This is a genomic window from Photobacterium sp. GB-36 (assembly GCF_003026135.1).
GTDB lineage: Bacteria > Pseudomonadota > Gammaproteobacteria > Enterobacterales > Vibrionaceae > Photobacterium.
The window spans coordinates 37,905-52,810 of the sequence record NZ_PYNY01000018.1; the positions used below are offsets into that span (position 1 = coordinate 37,905).

The following is a 14,906-nucleotide window of genomic DNA, read 5'->3' on the forward strand; positions in this document are numbered from 1 at the left end:
TTATCACCAAGACCATAGTATAAAATTTATACGCTCATGATCGTTGCAATGACATGCGCATTGTTAAAACGGAGTTCTAGATTGAAAAAGATATATCTCAATACTTATTTCGTCTGTGCCATGCTCGGCGCATTACTCAGTATCACTTTTTCCAGTCAAACCTTTGCGGCTACTGAGATTACAACGGGGTGGGTAACAAACCCACAGCATCCCCCTGTGCAAGTTAGGTTAGTGCTAACGGGTGAAAAAGACACAGCTAACCATACAGTTCAAGGACTGCTAGAAGTTAAACTTGATAAAGATTGGAAAACCTATTGGCGATCGCCTGGTGAAGGTGGTGTCGCACCATCTATAAACTGGGATATGTCTAGTAATGTTGAAAGTGTTGACTGGCAGTGGCCGATGCCAAAACGTTATGAGTTCTTAGGTGTTGAAACGCTGGGCTATAAACATGATGTTATTTTCCCACTTTCAATTCATGTAAAAGACATGAATAAGCCTGTATTCCTTGCAGGTAAATTAACCATGTCTTCCTGTACCAGTATTTGTGTACTGACTGACTATGAATTAGCACTTGATTTTAACCCTGAAAAACTCAGCTTATCGACTGACGCGATGTTTTTATACAACAAGGGTTATAGCCAAGTACCTAAATCGTCTCAAGCAGTAACATTGGATACTGTCTCTTATAACAAGGACAAAAAAGCAATTACGGTGGTTGCAACAAATAAGGCTGGCTGGATAAAACCAGATGTGTTGATTGACGGACATAATAAAGCCGTTAAAGACACCTCTTTTTTAGCGCCGAATGTTACGATTAAAGATAAAACACTGTATGCGGTATTACCGGTGACCAGTTGGTTTGGTACACCAAAGCTTGTTGGTGAACCACTTCAAATCACAATCGGTGATAATAATCTCGCTGTTGAGATCCCAGCAACAGCAACAGATACCCCAGTGATTGTGCCAAGTTCTAATAGTAACTTATTAGAAATAATTGGCATTGCGCTATTGGGCGGTTTAATTCTTAATATCATGCCATGCGTATTACCGGTATTAGGCATGAAGTTAAGTAGCGTTGTTTCAGCGAAAGGCTTAGAAAAACGCCAAATCCGTACCCAATTTATCGCTTCTGCTGCAGGTATTATCACCTCATTTTGGCTATTGGCTGGCTTTTTAGCATTAATGAAATTATCAGGCCAAGCGTTGGGCTGGGGAATCCAATTCCAGAGCCCTTGGTTTATTGGTGCCATGATTGCGATCACCGCCCTGTTTGGTGCAAATATGTTAGGCTTATTTGAAATTCGCTTATCAAGTAACACCAATACTTGGATGGCAACCAAAGGGGATAACTCACACCTTGGGCACTTTATTCAAGGAATGTTTGCCACCCTTCTTGCAACGCCATGTAGTGCCCCATTCTTAGGCACAGCTGTCGCGTTCGCATTAGGTGCTAATTATGTGACACTTTTTGCCATCTTCACCGCGTTAGCGATTGGTATGGCTGCACCATGGTTGCTCATTGCTCTCTTCCCACAACTGGCAAACGCATTGCCAAAACCTGGTCTATGGATGGATAGGGTTAAAACGCTGTTTGGTTTGATGATGCTGGCAACCAGTATCTGGCTATTAAGCTTAATGACTAGCTTCTTTTCTGCGGCGGTTGTTTGGGTGATTGGTCTACTGATCATGCTTGTTATCTTATGGCAATTAGGTCGTAAGAAAGGACGTAAAGCCGTTATCATCACAACAGCAGTTCTTTTACTGGGTGTTGCAGGTAGCCTTATCGTGGGTAGCTTAACCTCAAACCATTGGGCGAAGCCGCTAGCTGATGACCACCATTGGCAAACGCTAAACGTTGATAACATTGCAAAACAAGTTGCTGAAGGAAAAACAGTCTTTGTTGATGTTACGGCTGAATGGTGTATCACATGTAAAGCCAATAAAGTCGGTGTTTTACTGCAAGAGCCCGTATATTCAGCCTTATCTGCTGATAACATCGTGTTAATGCGCGGTGATTGGACGAAACCTTCTGACTACGTCACAGGCTTCTTACAGTCACATGGACGTTTTGGTGTACCATTTAATATTGTATATGGTCCTAATGCGCCTCAAGGTATCCCATTGCCCGTAATTTTAACAAGTGACGAAGTGCTTAACGCAATTAAAAAAGCAAGTAAGGAATAAAGGAATAAAGGAATAAAGGAATAACATACATGACAAGGACGTCTGCCAAAGGATGGCTTAAAAACATACTTATCACTGCTATATTAGTAACAGCAATAAGTATTATGGTTGATATCTGGCGAAATAAAGATTTAACGGTTTCTGTTGATAACCATTCGGTAGAAAAAACTATAAACCAGCATGATATTGATTGGCTAACTCTCAGTTATCAACAGCCTGTTGTACTCTATTTATGGGCAACATGGTGTCCAAGTTGCCGCTTTGTAAGTCCATCAATCAATTGGCTGCAGCAATATCAAAGTGATCTGAATATAAAGGTATTTAGTGTTGCTATTCGCTCTGGAGATGACCGTTCATTACGAGCATACATGAACAGTAAAGATTATCGCTTTCCTGTCATTAATGACCAAAATGGTTCTATTAGCCAACAATTAGGGATAAGTGCTACACCTACTATTCTTATTGTTAAAAATGGCGAAGTCTTTAATTCTACGACAGGTGTGACGACTCCTGTTGGTTTATTCGCTAGAGTAATGGCCGCAACATATTTATAAATAAAAAGCCCAGCTAGAGTAGCTGGGCTTTTTATCATCTAATTGTCATTGTGGTTTCGGCATACGTCTAATTTGCCAAAAATGTCGCTTCCAATAAGGATTATCTAAGCGTGAAATCATCACACCTTTTGATTGTGACGCGTGCATAAATTCTGAATTGCCTAAATATATTCCAACATGGCGTGTATTACGTCCCGTTCGGAAAAAGACTAAATCCCCTTCTTTTGCACTGTTACGTGAAACTTTACGTCCCTTTTTCACCAATTGTAATGTTGTTCTTGGCAACATCATTTGGTAAACACTGGAATAACCTACTTGCACAAATGCTGAGCAATCAATGCCTTTCTTTGTTGTTCCACCAAGACGATAAGGTGTTCCTTTCCATGAATGGTAAACACCATCAAACATACCTGTATCTACAGAAGCGTTCTTTTTCAAACCTTCTTCCAACATATCATTGCTAACAGCAATTTTTTTGTCTACTGACGTTGTTTCAGCAGCCTTATTGTTTGATGTTTTATCATTTACAGAGTCAGTCGAAGAACACCCAATCATTGACACAAGCGCCAATGCAAATAATGCGTGTTTATTATATTTAAATCCGTTCTTCAAAATTTAGCCTGTACTGATCGTTTGATAATACTTTTATTGATTATGGCTTAAAATAATACCAATAATAAGGACAAAGTGCACACTATCAGAATAAATTTGACCTATTCCAAACAATAACAATTCTAATATCTTAAAATTAGATACAAACATTAAACGTATACGCTCAACAATATGACCTCAATACAATTTCATAATTATAATCCCCATTATGAGCAAGAATTGTCTCAGCTTTACTATGACGCTATTACAAAAATTGCGCCTGCTTATTATCATCCACAACAAGTCAAAATATGGGCTGATTATCCGCGCAAACACCCAAACGAATTTGCTAAATTATTAACACAAGGTGCTGTAATAATGGCAATTAACAATGAAGGGAGTGTCATGGGGTTCGGTCAACTTCATCCGAAAAATTATATTGCTTTACTCTATACCCGGCCTGAGTTTAATCGCTTGGGTGTCGCGAGTGCTATTTATAGTAAGCTCGAACAAATAGCACATATAAGCCATCAAACAACACTGAGTGTTACAGCCAGTAAACTCTCTCTACCCTTGTTTAGCAAGCTAGGTTTTGAATTAATCGATACAGAAATTGCTATCCGTGACGACATTACGTTCGAACGCTACAACATGGTAAAATTATTGTAGGGAAGGAAAAAAAAAAGCTTACTGTTAAGTAAGCTCAAAAATTTATACAACAGAAGAGATAAAAACTACGTCTATAACGTATTGATTATCTATATATAATTTTTACTTTTATCCTATTTAAGATCCAGTCATTTACTTATCTATAAATACATATGCGATTATCTTCACGCCTAGATTGAAAATGTAACTGTTAATGTTATTAACAAGCAATATATCATCTGACCAGATACCGTATATTTTTATAAATCGTGATAACACACTATAAAATGTTAATTATTTGTAAACCCACACTATCACAATAATAACTATTTAGGTAATGTATAAAGATGTAGTCATGCGACATAACTTAAACAGCATAAGGAGTATATGTGCTGGCTTTAATTCGAATTACCATCGCAACCCTTTTTATTATCATTACAACCTGTTGTGCACTACTTTACTGCCTAATAAACCGACCTCGTGCACCTAAACATGTCTACACCTTTTGCCGCTGGTTTAACCAATTGCAAAAAATTACAGGTGTTCGTGTTGAGCAACGTGGACTCAGTAACAGCGCCAATATTGCTAATGCCGTCTATATATCCAATCACCAAAGTGTTTATGACTTTGTTACGACCCCTGGTATGTTGCAACCAAATACCGTGTCACTAGGGAAAAAAAGCTTATTATGGATCCCTTTCTTCGGGCAGCTTTACTGGATCACGGGCAATATACTGATTGATCGTGAGAATAAAGCCAAAGCGCGTAATACCATTCAGCAAGTTGCTGATGCTATCCACCAGCGAAATTTATCTGTCTGGGTTTACCCAGAAGGCACGCGAAGCAAAGGACGTGGATTGCTGCCTTTTAAGACAGGAGCTTTTAGAATGGCGATAGAAGCAGGTGTACCTATTATTCCTGTCGTGATCAGTACGACACACAATAAGATTGATTTAAATAAACTTGATAACGGTACTGTTATAGCTGAAATGCTAGCCCCAATCGACACTCAAACATTTAAATCGACTGACGCAAGACAGTTAGCTGAAAAATGCCATCAACTTATGGCAGAAAAGATCGCCCAACTTGATAATGAATTATCGCAAGATTCTTATTTGGCGAGTGAAGATACATCAAAAGAGAATAAAGCCTAAAATAATTACACCCAATGAGTTTCATTGGGTGTAAATTATATCAACAATCTAAGGCTTAGATGTAAAGCTTAGCAACATCGCTAGGCTCAACTTCCACACCTTCAAGACTTTCGTTCCAGTTCAAACCAACAAGAACACCGTCTTCAGCTAATGTGATCATCCAATCTTCTAAGAAAATATCTAGTGGCAATTCACTTGGTTGGAACTCAGCCCACTCATCAGCACATTGCGCTTTCGCATCTTCTTCATTTGACCAGAATGGCATTACTTCCGAATCTTCAAACTCAGATGAAGCAACAGATAGCCAATCACCTTCTTCATTACGAAGGCTCCAAACAATACGTGTATTTTGTGTTTCTTCAACAAACATTAATTTGTTAGCTTGGATATCTGACGTTAATTTAGTCATCTATTTTCTCTCAGTTGTAAACCTAAATGGCAAGCAACCATAGCTTATATCACCACAGCACTCTAACCCATGAAGTTTAACAAAAAACAGAATAAACAGTGATTAAATATTGTTTATATTTTTATGCTATATAGAGATAAAATAATATTGACATATACCTATTCAATGGCAAAATGTCGCGATTATCGTCTAGGTTCATTCTGTTCCACCCGATATGGCAAAGTCTTGCCAACACATTACATCAAACATTTACACTTACTGTTAGGTCAATCAATGCAATCTCGTCGTGCTGGAAATATGCTGGCGGCATTTTCTTTTGTGCTTTGGGGAATTCTCCCACTGTATTATCAGTTCTTGCCACAAGCCAATATTAATGAATTACTCGCACTAAGACTTATTTTTTCAGTGCCTGTTATGTTATTAGTCATAGTACTACTTAAACGGCCTTTACCTAACGTTACGGAACTGTTGGCAGATAAGAAATCGTTCTTCATGTGCGGTGTTGCTGGCTGTATTATGAGTGTATCTTGGTATGCTTTTACCTGGGCGATTACCCACGGTGAAGTGCTTGCCGCAAGTCTTGGTTATTTTATTAACCCATTATTTGCTATTGCCTTAGGTATGTTTTTCTTAAGAGAAAAGCTCACAAAAGCTCAAGTAATCGCTGTGGTTCTGGCTATCTTAGGTATTGCTTATCAAGTCTGGCAGTACGGGGGATTACCTTGGTTGTCTCTTCTTATGGGCAGCTTTTTTGCTATCTATGGATTAACCAAAAAGTATATAAGATATGATGCATTAACCTCGGTGACTATTGAAGCCGCTATCCTTACCCCCTTTGCTGTAATTTATATGCTGTGGCTTTACTTCTCTGGTGATAGTGTGTCGTTAACATCAGGTACGACTACATTCCTATTATATGTAGGCTCTGCGCCAGTTACAGTCGCACCCTTAATCTTCTTCGCTTTAGCACTGAATCGTACTAGCTTAACAATGGTTGGATTAATGCAATATATCGAGCCAACATTACAGTTCTTATTAGCCGTGTTCTTGTTTGGTGAGGTCTTTGATCATACTAAAGCGATCAGTTTTAGCCTTATTTGGGCAGGTTTGATCTTTTGTACGCTTGAAGCATTACCCAACTTATTCGATAAAAAGCGTAACGTTACCCTGCCTCACTCGTAATTGTCTTAAATGTAAACACCGTGCGTTGTACGGTGTTTTTGTTTATCCTTCAATTATTGTCCAAATAAGAACGTTTTATCATGTCATCAAACCCACCTTCAGAGCTACAGCAACTACAAGAACAACTCCGTCACTTTGCAATACAGCGCAATTGGGATCAGTTCCATACCCCTAAAAACTTAGTAATGGCCTTAAGTGGTGAAGTGGGTGAATTAACAGAAATTTTCCAATGGTTAACCCCCGAGCAAAGCCAACACCTTTCAGTTGAAAAAAAACGGCAATTAGAAGAAGAACTTGCGGATGTGATGATGTACTTGGTTCGATTAGCGGATAAGTGCGATGTGGATATTTTAGAGGCTTGCCAGAGAAAGATAATAAAAAATGCTGATAAATACCCTATTGAGAAATGTTATGGATCAGCGAAAAAATATAATGAGTTATAACAGCGTTCAGTAAGAACAAAAAAGCTGGCGATTATAGCCAGCCTTTTTCATTTACTTGCCAACTATTTTTGGCCAACACCGCGATTTTCTTTTTTCGCTAAAGCAATTTTACCAAAGCCTAGCTTACGAAAATAACTATCACGATAGTCACGGGCAGCTTTACTTGAATTTGAAACTGCTTCAACTTGCAATTCCATTTTTAGAAATGACGTTAAGTCGATACCTTCTGCAGCAGCTACCGCTTCATGAATATTACGGTATTGATCAAATGAAAAAATAAGCTCTTTTTCTTCATTTTTGTAGGTATAGATAATAGTGCGTGACATAACGTCCCCAGTAGAGCATAAAAATGGATACGAAATTTACCGTATATCCTTTTAAGATGGAAGCTTAAACAACGCGGTATTATTTAATAAATCCGTCACCATTAAACTATACCTCGATAGCTGCTACCTGCTTGGTTGTCAGATCATTATTTATATCGTTATTAGAAACAAAGTCTTGTAATAATTCATTAGCAAAAACATCTTGTTGCGACATTGGTCGATAGTAATAAAAACCTTGAATATAGCGTACCCCCACAGATTGAATAAATTCAACTTCTTTAAGATGCTCTACCCCTTCAACAACAATCTCAGCATTGGTGATCTTACCGAGTTGTACAGCTAAGCTAAACAGGTCTTTACCTCGCTGTGTTTCTAGATTCAGTACCAGTGTTCGATCAATTTTTACTTTATCAAAATCAAAACGCGATAAATAAGCCAGTGATGAATAGCCAGTACCAAAATCGTCTAATGCTACGGCAATGCCTAATTGATGTAATTGATCGATGACTTTCGCAACATCGGCTTCATTTTGCACCAATAACTCTTCAGTGATCTCAATTTCAATTTGAGAGAATGACAGTGAGCTCTCTTCAATATGTGTTTTAATCGTTTGGACAAAATTTTTCTTTAAGACAGTATCTGGTGAGATATTTATCGATAATCTAATGTTCTCATTCACTTTCGCAAATCGTTCGCCAGCACGTAATGCTTTGTCAAAAACCCAATAATCTAAATCTGGCATTAACCCTAATTGATTAAAGGCGGCTAAAAACGTCGGCGGTAAAATCTTTCCATCCTTATCATGATAACGAATAAGTGTTTCAAAACTAATGATCTTATTCGTATTCACATCAACCTGAGGTTGAAAATAGAGTAAAAACTCCCCTTCAGCTTGTAGCCGTTCGATCTCTTTTTGTGCTTTTAAATTTCGATGTAAAGACGGTATAAAACTGGTTAAACGTGTTTTAACTTCAATCTCATCACTGGTAAATAAGCGATTGGAGAAGACATCGGACACACCAATACCAAGGTTACGCTTATCCATTAGTTTAAAGAATGGGTAATAGATCGCGACACCAATTAGGATGATAACAGCCTGTAATATTGCGCCAGAAATAGCCCCTCCTGTTGCAACATAGCCGCTTAATAAAGGCGGCATTAACCAGCTTTGGATTTCACTTAATGGTGGCACAATTCCCCAATACATCGCCCCATAAGCCACCACAAAACCAATTGCAGGTGCAATCAGAAAAGGAATAATCATGATTGGATTAAATATAACAGGCACACCATAGAGCACCGGCTCATTGACGTTAAAAAGACACAAGATAAGGGACGCTTTTGCTAATACTTTATAGCCTTCACTTTTTGCAAATAACAGCATACAAATAACTAAGCTCAATAAGTTGCCGCTACCACCAATGCCCGTAAAGAAATCATAAAAATTGGTGCTGATAATATTAAGATCTGCACCAAAATTATGCCATGCTGAAATATTCACCATAGTGATATCGTAAAGTTCAGCTTTGTACATATGAAGTACATTATGGCCATTGATCCCTACGGACCAAAACGCCCCGCGCAATAACTCATAAATAAGGCCATCAACAAAAGAGGTAGGATCAAGCGAGGGTAATAATGAAGATGAAATGCTTACCGAATTAACAACAAAGTAAATAAGCTGACTGGATGTTATCAATGCACCAATGGAGACTATCGCACCTAGTAGCATGTTTGCTGAGCTGTCGATGACGGAGTCGCGATCACTGCCTCTAAAAACACGAAATTTCTTTAATCGAGAAATCAGTCCACAAGTAATATATGCCGTTAATAACGACAACGGAAAACTATTAGGTAATGGCATAATTTGCGATAAAAAGCCCCATTGGTAGGACACCACAAAATACACAGTTAATGCACTGGCTATTGAGACCCCTTTAGGGATACGTTTTACAGAAGAGAGGTATGTAACAAGATAAAAGTTGATCAATATAGGAAACATCAAACCCGTTGATTCACCTACATACCTTATCGTGCCAGTTAATGAGTCATAGCCGTAGTACTCACAGAATACCGCTATAAGTTCACAGAACGTCGAGATTAATGCCAGCGGTAAGGCCATGATAAAGACATTCGAAACAGCAACAAGATATTTATTCGACGAGAGCTCTGACATTACTCTGTAAACAGTCATAACTATTTTCTTATTTAATTATGATAAATACTATCAGCTCGATGCTGCCTGTATTTCACTACTCAATACCAACATTCGTGTTGATAACATCAACTAATCATCACGAACAACGCTAACTAATTATTTTATTTCAATAAATTATACTATCAATCATATCAGTTTATTATACATGAAAATTTATAAAATACTGTGCTACCTATCACTTCACACAAAACATGTAAGAGATTGTTAATAAAGTATACTTCGAACACTATTTAAAGCTGCATATCAAAGAAATAAGAGATAAATACCGTTATGTAACCACAGGAGTAATAATTAAAATGTGACATGTTTTAAACGTATTCTCGTTAATAGGGCATGGGTAAAATCATACACTGCCTTTTCCCATACTTATACACAGAAACAGTGGATAACTTTACTAACGCTGTGAAAAAACACACTTTTCGTATGTTTTTTATACAGGTGGGATTTTTAAATAATCAGTAAGTTACGATAGTAAGTCAAAATTATCATGTAATTCTCATTATGATTATTTTTTAGTTAAATAGTGGATAACTTGATTCTCACTACCACGCCATACCAAAGCAGGATCTCGTTGAGATTCTTCGTATTTTCCATCAACAAGAACATCGATAAGATCAACAATTTGCTGTTGCTGCTCAGTTAACTCAGCGAACGTGTACCCCGTCCATAACCAAATATCTTTACCAATACATTCACTACGGACACGTTTTACCAACTTTAAAATATCAGGCACGTTGTTTGGGTGTAACGGATCACCTCCAGATAAAGACAAACCACGGCGTTTAATTCTAGTATCGTTCAAATCATTAATGATCTGATCTTCCATCTCTTGGCTAAAAAAGTGCCCTGCATCTAGTCGCCATGTACTCTGGTTATAACAACCTCGACACTGATGAATACAGCCAGAAACAAATAAACTTGCACGAGTGCCCGGTCCATTAACAATATCGACAGGGTAATAGTTGTGATAATTCATATTGGTCACCTACACTCTCTAGTAATTTATTAAATAATAATCTTAAAAAGAAAAAGTGCCCTCTCAGGCACTTTTATCTTGTTACACTATGCACTCAAATAGAAATTACATGTGTTTAACACGACGTTTCACTTCTTCTTGTTTACCGAAGTTAAACGGGCGTGCGTCAGGGCTACCTAAGTAACCGCATACACGGCGTGTTACTGATACCTTAGATGGCTCGTGGTTACCACACTTAGGACATGTAAAGCCTTTACTTGTACAGTCAAACTCACCCGTAAAGCCACACTCATAACACTCATCAATGGGTGTATTAGTACCGTAATAAGGAACACGCGAATAGCTGTAATCCCATACATCTTCTAGTGCTTCAAGGTTATGCTGAATATTTGGGTATTCACCGTAACAGATGAAGCCACCATTCGCGATATCAGGGTAAGCCATCTCAAAGTCAATTTTATCGTATGGGTTTACTTTCTTTTCAACATCTAGGTGGAAGCTATTTGTGTAGTAGCCTTTGTCCGTCACACCTGCAACAACACCAAATTCTTTAGTATCGATTGCACAAAAACGACTACATAGGTTTTCACTTGGCGTACTGTATAAGCTAAAGCCATACCCCGTTTCTTTCTTCCATGCATCTGTTGCATCGCGTAAACGCTGAACAATGGCAACCGCTTTTTGGCGAAGCTCTTCACTGTCGTATACATGCGTATCATTGCCATATAGTGCATTCACTGTTTCATGAATACCAATATAGCCAAGCGAAATTGAAGCACGACCATTTTTGAAGATTTCTGATACGTCATCATCTTCTTTAAGGCGTACACCACATGCTCCTTCCATATATAAAATAGGGGCTACACGTGCTTTCACTCCATCAAGACGGGAGATACGTGCATCAAGTGCACGACGAGATAAGGCCAAACGCTCATCTAATAAAGTAAAGAAACGCGCTTCATCCCCTTTTGCTTCTAATGCAATACGTGGAAGGTTAATACTTACAACACCAAGGTTATTGCGGCCTTCGTGGATCAACTCACCATTTTCTTCATACGGACCAAGGAAACTACGACAACCCATCGGCGTTTTGAATGAACCCGTTACTTCAACTAACTTGTCATAGTTCAAAATGTCTGGGTACATGCGCTTAGAAGCACACTCTAACGCCAATTGCTTAATATCGTAGTTCGCGTCATCTTGTTTATGGTTTAACCCATCTTTAATGGCAAACACAAGCTTAGGGAATACTGCCGTCTTATGATTTTTACCCAAACCTGAAATACGGTTCTTCAAAATAGATTGTTGAATTAAGCGTGATTCCCACGACGTACCTAAACCAAAACCGAAAGTAACAAACGGTGTTTGCCCATTTGCGGTATGTAATGTGTTTACTTCATATTCTAGTGATTGGAATGCGTCATAACATTCTTTTTCAGTACGCGCATTAGCAAAAGCAACTGGGTCTTCAATGCCCCACTCTTTTGCTACTTCTAAATACTTTTTATAACTAACAGTAACATAAGGTGCTAATACTTCATCAATACGGTTGATGGTTGTTCCACCGTAGATGTGGCTTGCTACTTGTGCAATGATCTGAGCTGTAACTGCTGTTGCGGTAGAAATAGATTTAGGAGTATCAATCTCTGCGTTACCCATTTTAAAACCATGGGTCAACATGCCGTTTAAATCAATCAGCATACAGTTAAACATAGGGAAGAAAGGAGAATAATCCAGATCATGGAAGTGAATATCACCACACTCATGTGCTTTAACAATGTCACGCGGCAACAAATGTTGAGTCGCGTAGTGTTTAGCAACAATACCAGCCAATAAATCACGCTGCGTTGGGATCACTTTACTGTCTTTATTCGCGTTCTCATTAAGTAAAGATGCATTGCTTTGCTCAATCAAACCACGAATTTCATTATTTAGGCGGCTTTTCTTTTCACGTGCAATATCGCGATCATGGCGATATTCAATATAGGCACGGGCAACTGTTTTGTGAGGACCAATCATCAATTGATTCTCTACAGCGTCCTGGATAGCGTGAATATCTACTTCTTCAGCATGCTGGAATTGAGCTAATGTCGCTTCAGCAACAGACATTGCATCCACTTCACTCATATTCATGTCATTGATTGACTGAGCTGCACCCATTACCGCTTCTTTAATGCGTTGCATTTCGAAAGGTACACGGCAGCCATCACGCTTAATCACAACAAGTTTCACACTAGGCTCCTAAATATACAATATTCATTACAGTGTCACGTAAACACAAAATATAGGCATTCGGTATACACGCAACAACAAGATGTGGGTATTAGGCGAGATTTTCAAAAAACAAACATTGATCCAAATCAATTTGTTTTAAAGAGAGATTACGATACGAACGATGCATCTGATGCGTCACAAAATTCTTTATAAAAGCAAATTTACATATACGCTTGTCAATAAAATTATTTGGTATTTAAGTAAAAATAATGAGAAAAAATTCTTGATTTTTTGCTGAATGAAGTAGACTGATTAAACACTTTTACCAGGCTGATTTGAATATTTAATGGATGGCTTAACACTTACACAGCGTATCAATAAAGTAACCTATAAAAACCTTCGTATTGGTTTTTTATGGTCATCTAAGATATCTCTGATGATCTTATCTTTAATGTTAGTCACATTATGGCTCAATCATTTCACTAATGACTCTGATATATCATTTTTGTTAACAGCCCAGTTTACTTGGCAAATGATACTTTCTGGTTTCGGGATCATTTATTTTAATCGCAGCACTGAACCTGCAAATTATCGCTTAGTGAGTGCCTTTTATAGCTTCACCTATGGTTTGAGTTGGGGAGCAACTATCTTAATCTTAGGCCTGTATGCACAATTCACTTTACTCTCTGAAGTATTAGCCAACCTGACGACTATGGTGGCATTACTTGGATTTTATACCTACCGAAATGCCTTATATTTAGCGATTACACCAATACTTGCTTTGAGTACTTGGATAACAATCAAAGATGAGCACTTAACATTACTGTTTTCGTTTGAAAAGTTTATGATCACTCTCATCATCATTGAATCTGGACGCCGTGTGCTATATCGCTGGTTCAGTAATCGTATTCAACAAGAACATGAGAATAAACGTTTACTAAAAGAGTTAAATCAACTCGCTTCTCGTGACCAATTAACCCAAATTAAAAATCGCCGTTTTTTCCAAATAGAACTTGAGAAGCAAATTAAAAATAGCCAACGCTTACATATCCCTTTGTCTCTAATTTTAATTGATATTGATCACTTTAAAGCATTTAACGACAGTCAAGGCCATATTGCGGGGGATGAGTGTTTAAAATTAGTTGCAAAAGTGATTGATGCAAGCTTGCTTCGAGGCACAGATAGTGTTTCTCGTTTCGGTGGAGAAGAATTTGCGGTTTTGTTACCAAATACCAACCTTGATGGCGCTATTTTAGTCGCCCAACGTATTCAGGAAAACTTAACTAAAGTAGCGATTGATCATCCCGCCTCACAAACCAGTCATATCGTGACAATCAGCCAAGGTATAACGACTTATGAGGAAAGCCAACGTTCAACGCAATTTATAGAAAAAGCAGATCACAATTTATATGATGCAAAAAAATCAGGACGAAATTGTTATATCGCTGCTTAGTAAATACCGCACTTTGAGCTATGTATAATAACCATCTGTGGCTGTTTTGGTCATATTGCGTCAACGGCTTGCCGACATTTAGATACTCGTATCGACATTACACTTTTATAGTGTTCTGCTTGCGCTTTGATATACACAGCGCAGCCAGCACGATCATGAGATATCCATGCCTTTTCTGGCTCAAGCGCTACCTTTTTCCCTTCAGGAAAGACATAGTTCAAAATAACATTGCCATTAGGTTGAATCGCAAAACTATAAAATCGATCTAAATGCTCTAAATAGCCTACTGTTAAAAATAATACAGGTAGAAAAGAGCACTTAAACACAATGCTTTTAACGGTTAATGACTTAAATTTCATGTATGCTTCTACACGCAGCACAACATAGACCAATACAATAGATAAAGCAGCAAACCACGCAAGGATCTTAAATTTCCCCCACGAAACTTCGGGTTCAAGCAGTAGTATTTCCACCTTAGATTCCTTTCTAAAACAAAGCTGACAGTAAGATGCCACAAAAGTTATAACTCATGATTTTTGTTTGAGATAACA

The 14,906-nt window shown here is 38.1% G+C and carries 14 protein-coding genes; 7 read left to right on the plus strand and 7 right to left on the minus strand.

From position 1 onward, the window contains the following. Positions 1-81: 81 nt before the first annotated feature. Both C9J46_RS15175 and C9J46_RS15180 read left to right on the plus strand, forming a co-directional pair. Positions 82-2,187 (plus strand): protein-disulfide reductase DsbD, encoded by a 2,106-nt coding sequence (locus C9J46_RS15175; RefSeq protein WP_107246121.1) that lies wholly within the window; start codon positions 82-84, stop codon positions 2,185-2,187. Positions 2,188-2,216: 29 nt separating this feature from the next. Next, positions 2,217-2,741: a protein disulfide oxidoreductase gene (locus C9J46_RS15180; protein WP_107291138.1), complete on the plus strand. Its 525-nt coding sequence runs from the start codon at positions 2,217-2,219 to the stop codon at positions 2,739-2,741. Between the two features lie 45 nt (positions 2,742-2,786). On the opposite strand, the gene C9J46_RS15185 is transcribed toward C9J46_RS15180, so the two are convergent. After that, complete coding sequence (locus C9J46_RS15185) at positions 2,787-3,296, minus strand: NlpC/P60 family protein (RefSeq protein WP_107261143.1); 510 nt, start codon at positions 3,294-3,296, stop codon at positions 2,787-2,789. A 276-nt stretch (positions 3,297-3,572) separates the two neighbouring features. Here C9J46_RS15185 and C9J46_RS15190 point away from each other — a divergent pair, with 276 nt between their 5' ends. Next, positions 3,573-4,001 (plus strand): GNAT family N-acetyltransferase, encoded by a 429-nt coding sequence (locus tag C9J46_RS15190; protein WP_233217772.1) that lies wholly within the window; start codon positions 3,573-3,575, stop codon positions 3,999-4,001. Between the two features lie 368 nt (positions 4,002-4,369). Beyond that, a complete protein-coding gene (locus C9J46_RS15195) occupies positions 4,370-5,134 on the plus strand; it encodes a 1-acylglycerol-3-phosphate O-acyltransferase (protein WP_107246125.1) in 765 nt (254 codons plus the stop codon). Between the two features lie 55 nt (positions 5,135-5,189). Here C9J46_RS15195 and C9J46_RS15200 read toward each other — a convergent pair whose 3' ends face one another. Then, positions 5,190-5,543 carry a DUF2750 domain-containing protein gene (locus tag C9J46_RS15200; RefSeq protein WP_006644976.1) on the minus strand — a complete coding sequence of 118 codons (354 nt, stop codon included), beginning with the start codon at positions 5,541-5,543 and terminating at the stop codon, positions 5,190-5,192. A gap of 273 nt (positions 5,544-5,816) precedes the next feature. Here C9J46_RS15200 and rarD point away from each other — a divergent pair, with 273 nt between their 5' ends. Beyond that, positions 5,817-6,725 (plus strand): EamA family transporter RarD, encoded by a 909-nt coding sequence (gene rarD, locus C9J46_RS15205; protein ID WP_107291139.1) that lies wholly within the window; start codon positions 5,817-5,819, stop codon positions 6,723-6,725. 80 nt (positions 6,726-6,805) lie between these two features. After that, the gene (locus C9J46_RS15210) at positions 6,806-7,168 is read left to right on the plus strand and encodes a nucleotide pyrophosphohydrolase (RefSeq protein WP_107246127.1); all 363 of its coding nucleotides are present in this window, start codon (positions 6,806-6,808) and stop codon (positions 7,166-7,168) included. Between the two features lie 62 nt (positions 7,169-7,230). Here the strand turns inward: C9J46_RS15210 and C9J46_RS15215 are convergent, their stop codons facing one another. The 4 genes from C9J46_RS15215 to nrdD all read right to left on the minus strand — a co-directional run bounded on the left by C9J46_RS15215 (position 7,231) and on the right by nrdD (position 12,920). Beyond that, positions 7,231-7,494, minus strand: coding sequence for a DUF2960 family protein (locus C9J46_RS15215; RefSeq protein WP_045084205.1), 264 nt, complete (start codon positions 7,492-7,494; stop codon positions 7,231-7,233). Between the two features lie 106 nt (positions 7,495-7,600). Continuing rightward, positions 7,601-9,688 carry an EAL domain-containing protein gene (locus C9J46_RS15220; RefSeq protein ID WP_107246129.1) on the minus strand — a complete coding sequence of 696 codons (2,088 nt, stop codon included), beginning with the start codon at positions 9,686-9,688 and terminating at the stop codon, positions 7,601-7,603. A 529-nt stretch (positions 9,689-10,217) separates the two neighbouring features. Further along, entirely contained in the window at positions 10,218-10,688 is a 471-nt protein-coding gene (gene nrdG, locus C9J46_RS15225; RefSeq protein WP_107207570.1) for an anaerobic ribonucleoside-triphosphate reductase-activating protein, read from the minus strand. Between the two features lie 105 nt (positions 10,689-10,793). Continuing rightward, complete coding sequence (gene nrdD / locus C9J46_RS15230) at positions 10,794-12,920, minus strand: anaerobic ribonucleoside-triphosphate reductase (protein ID WP_107291140.1); 2,127 nt, start codon at positions 12,918-12,920, stop codon at positions 10,794-10,796. Positions 12,921-13,248: 328 nt separating this feature from the next. Between nrdD and C9J46_RS15235 the strand changes: the two genes are divergently transcribed. Beyond that, positions 13,249-14,355 (plus strand): diguanylate cyclase, encoded by a 1,107-nt coding sequence (locus C9J46_RS15235; RefSeq protein WP_107207568.1) that lies wholly within the window; start codon positions 13,249-13,251, stop codon positions 14,353-14,355. A 50-nt stretch (positions 14,356-14,405) separates the two neighbouring features. On the opposite strand, the gene C9J46_RS15240 is transcribed toward C9J46_RS15235, so the two are convergent. Then, positions 14,406-14,828 (minus strand): hypothetical protein, encoded by a 423-nt coding sequence (locus C9J46_RS15240; RefSeq protein WP_107207567.1) that lies wholly within the window; start codon positions 14,826-14,828, stop codon positions 14,406-14,408. Positions 14,829-14,906 lie beyond the last annotated feature (78 nt).

Bases quoted from the DNA above. Each gene is read 5' to 3' on its own strand.
- C9J46_RS15180 (WP_107291138.1), top strand. From the start codon at position 2,217: ATGACAAGGACGTCTGCCAAAGGATGGCTTAAAAACATACTTATCACT.
- C9J46_RS15185 (WP_107261143.1), bottom strand. From the start codon at position 3,296: ATGATTGGGTGTTCTTCGACTGACTCTGTAAATGATAAAACATCAAAC.
- C9J46_RS15200 (WP_006644976.1), bottom strand. From the start codon at position 5,543: ATGACTAAATTAACGTCAGATATCCAAGCTAACAAATTAATGTTTGTT.
- rarD (WP_107291139.1), top strand. From the start codon at position 5,817: ATGCAATCTCGTCGTGCTGGAAATATGCTGGCGGCATTTTCTTTTGTG.
- C9J46_RS15210 (WP_107246127.1), top strand. From the start codon at position 6,806: ATGTCATCAAACCCACCTTCAGAGCTACAGCAACTACAAGAACAACTC.
- C9J46_RS15215 (WP_045084205.1), bottom strand. From the start codon at position 7,494: ATGTCACGCACTATTATCTATACCTACAAAAATGAAGAAAAAGAGCTT.
- C9J46_RS15220 (WP_107246129.1), bottom strand. From the start codon at position 9,688: ATGACTGTTTACAGAGTAATGTCAGAGCTCTCGTCGAATAAATATCTT.
- nrdG (WP_107207570.1), bottom strand. From the start codon at position 10,688: ATGAATTATCACAACTATTACCCTGTCGATATTGTTAATGGACCGGGC.
- C9J46_RS15235 (WP_107207568.1), top strand. From the start codon at position 13,249: ATGGATGGCTTAACACTTACACAGCGTATCAATAAAGTAACCTATAAA.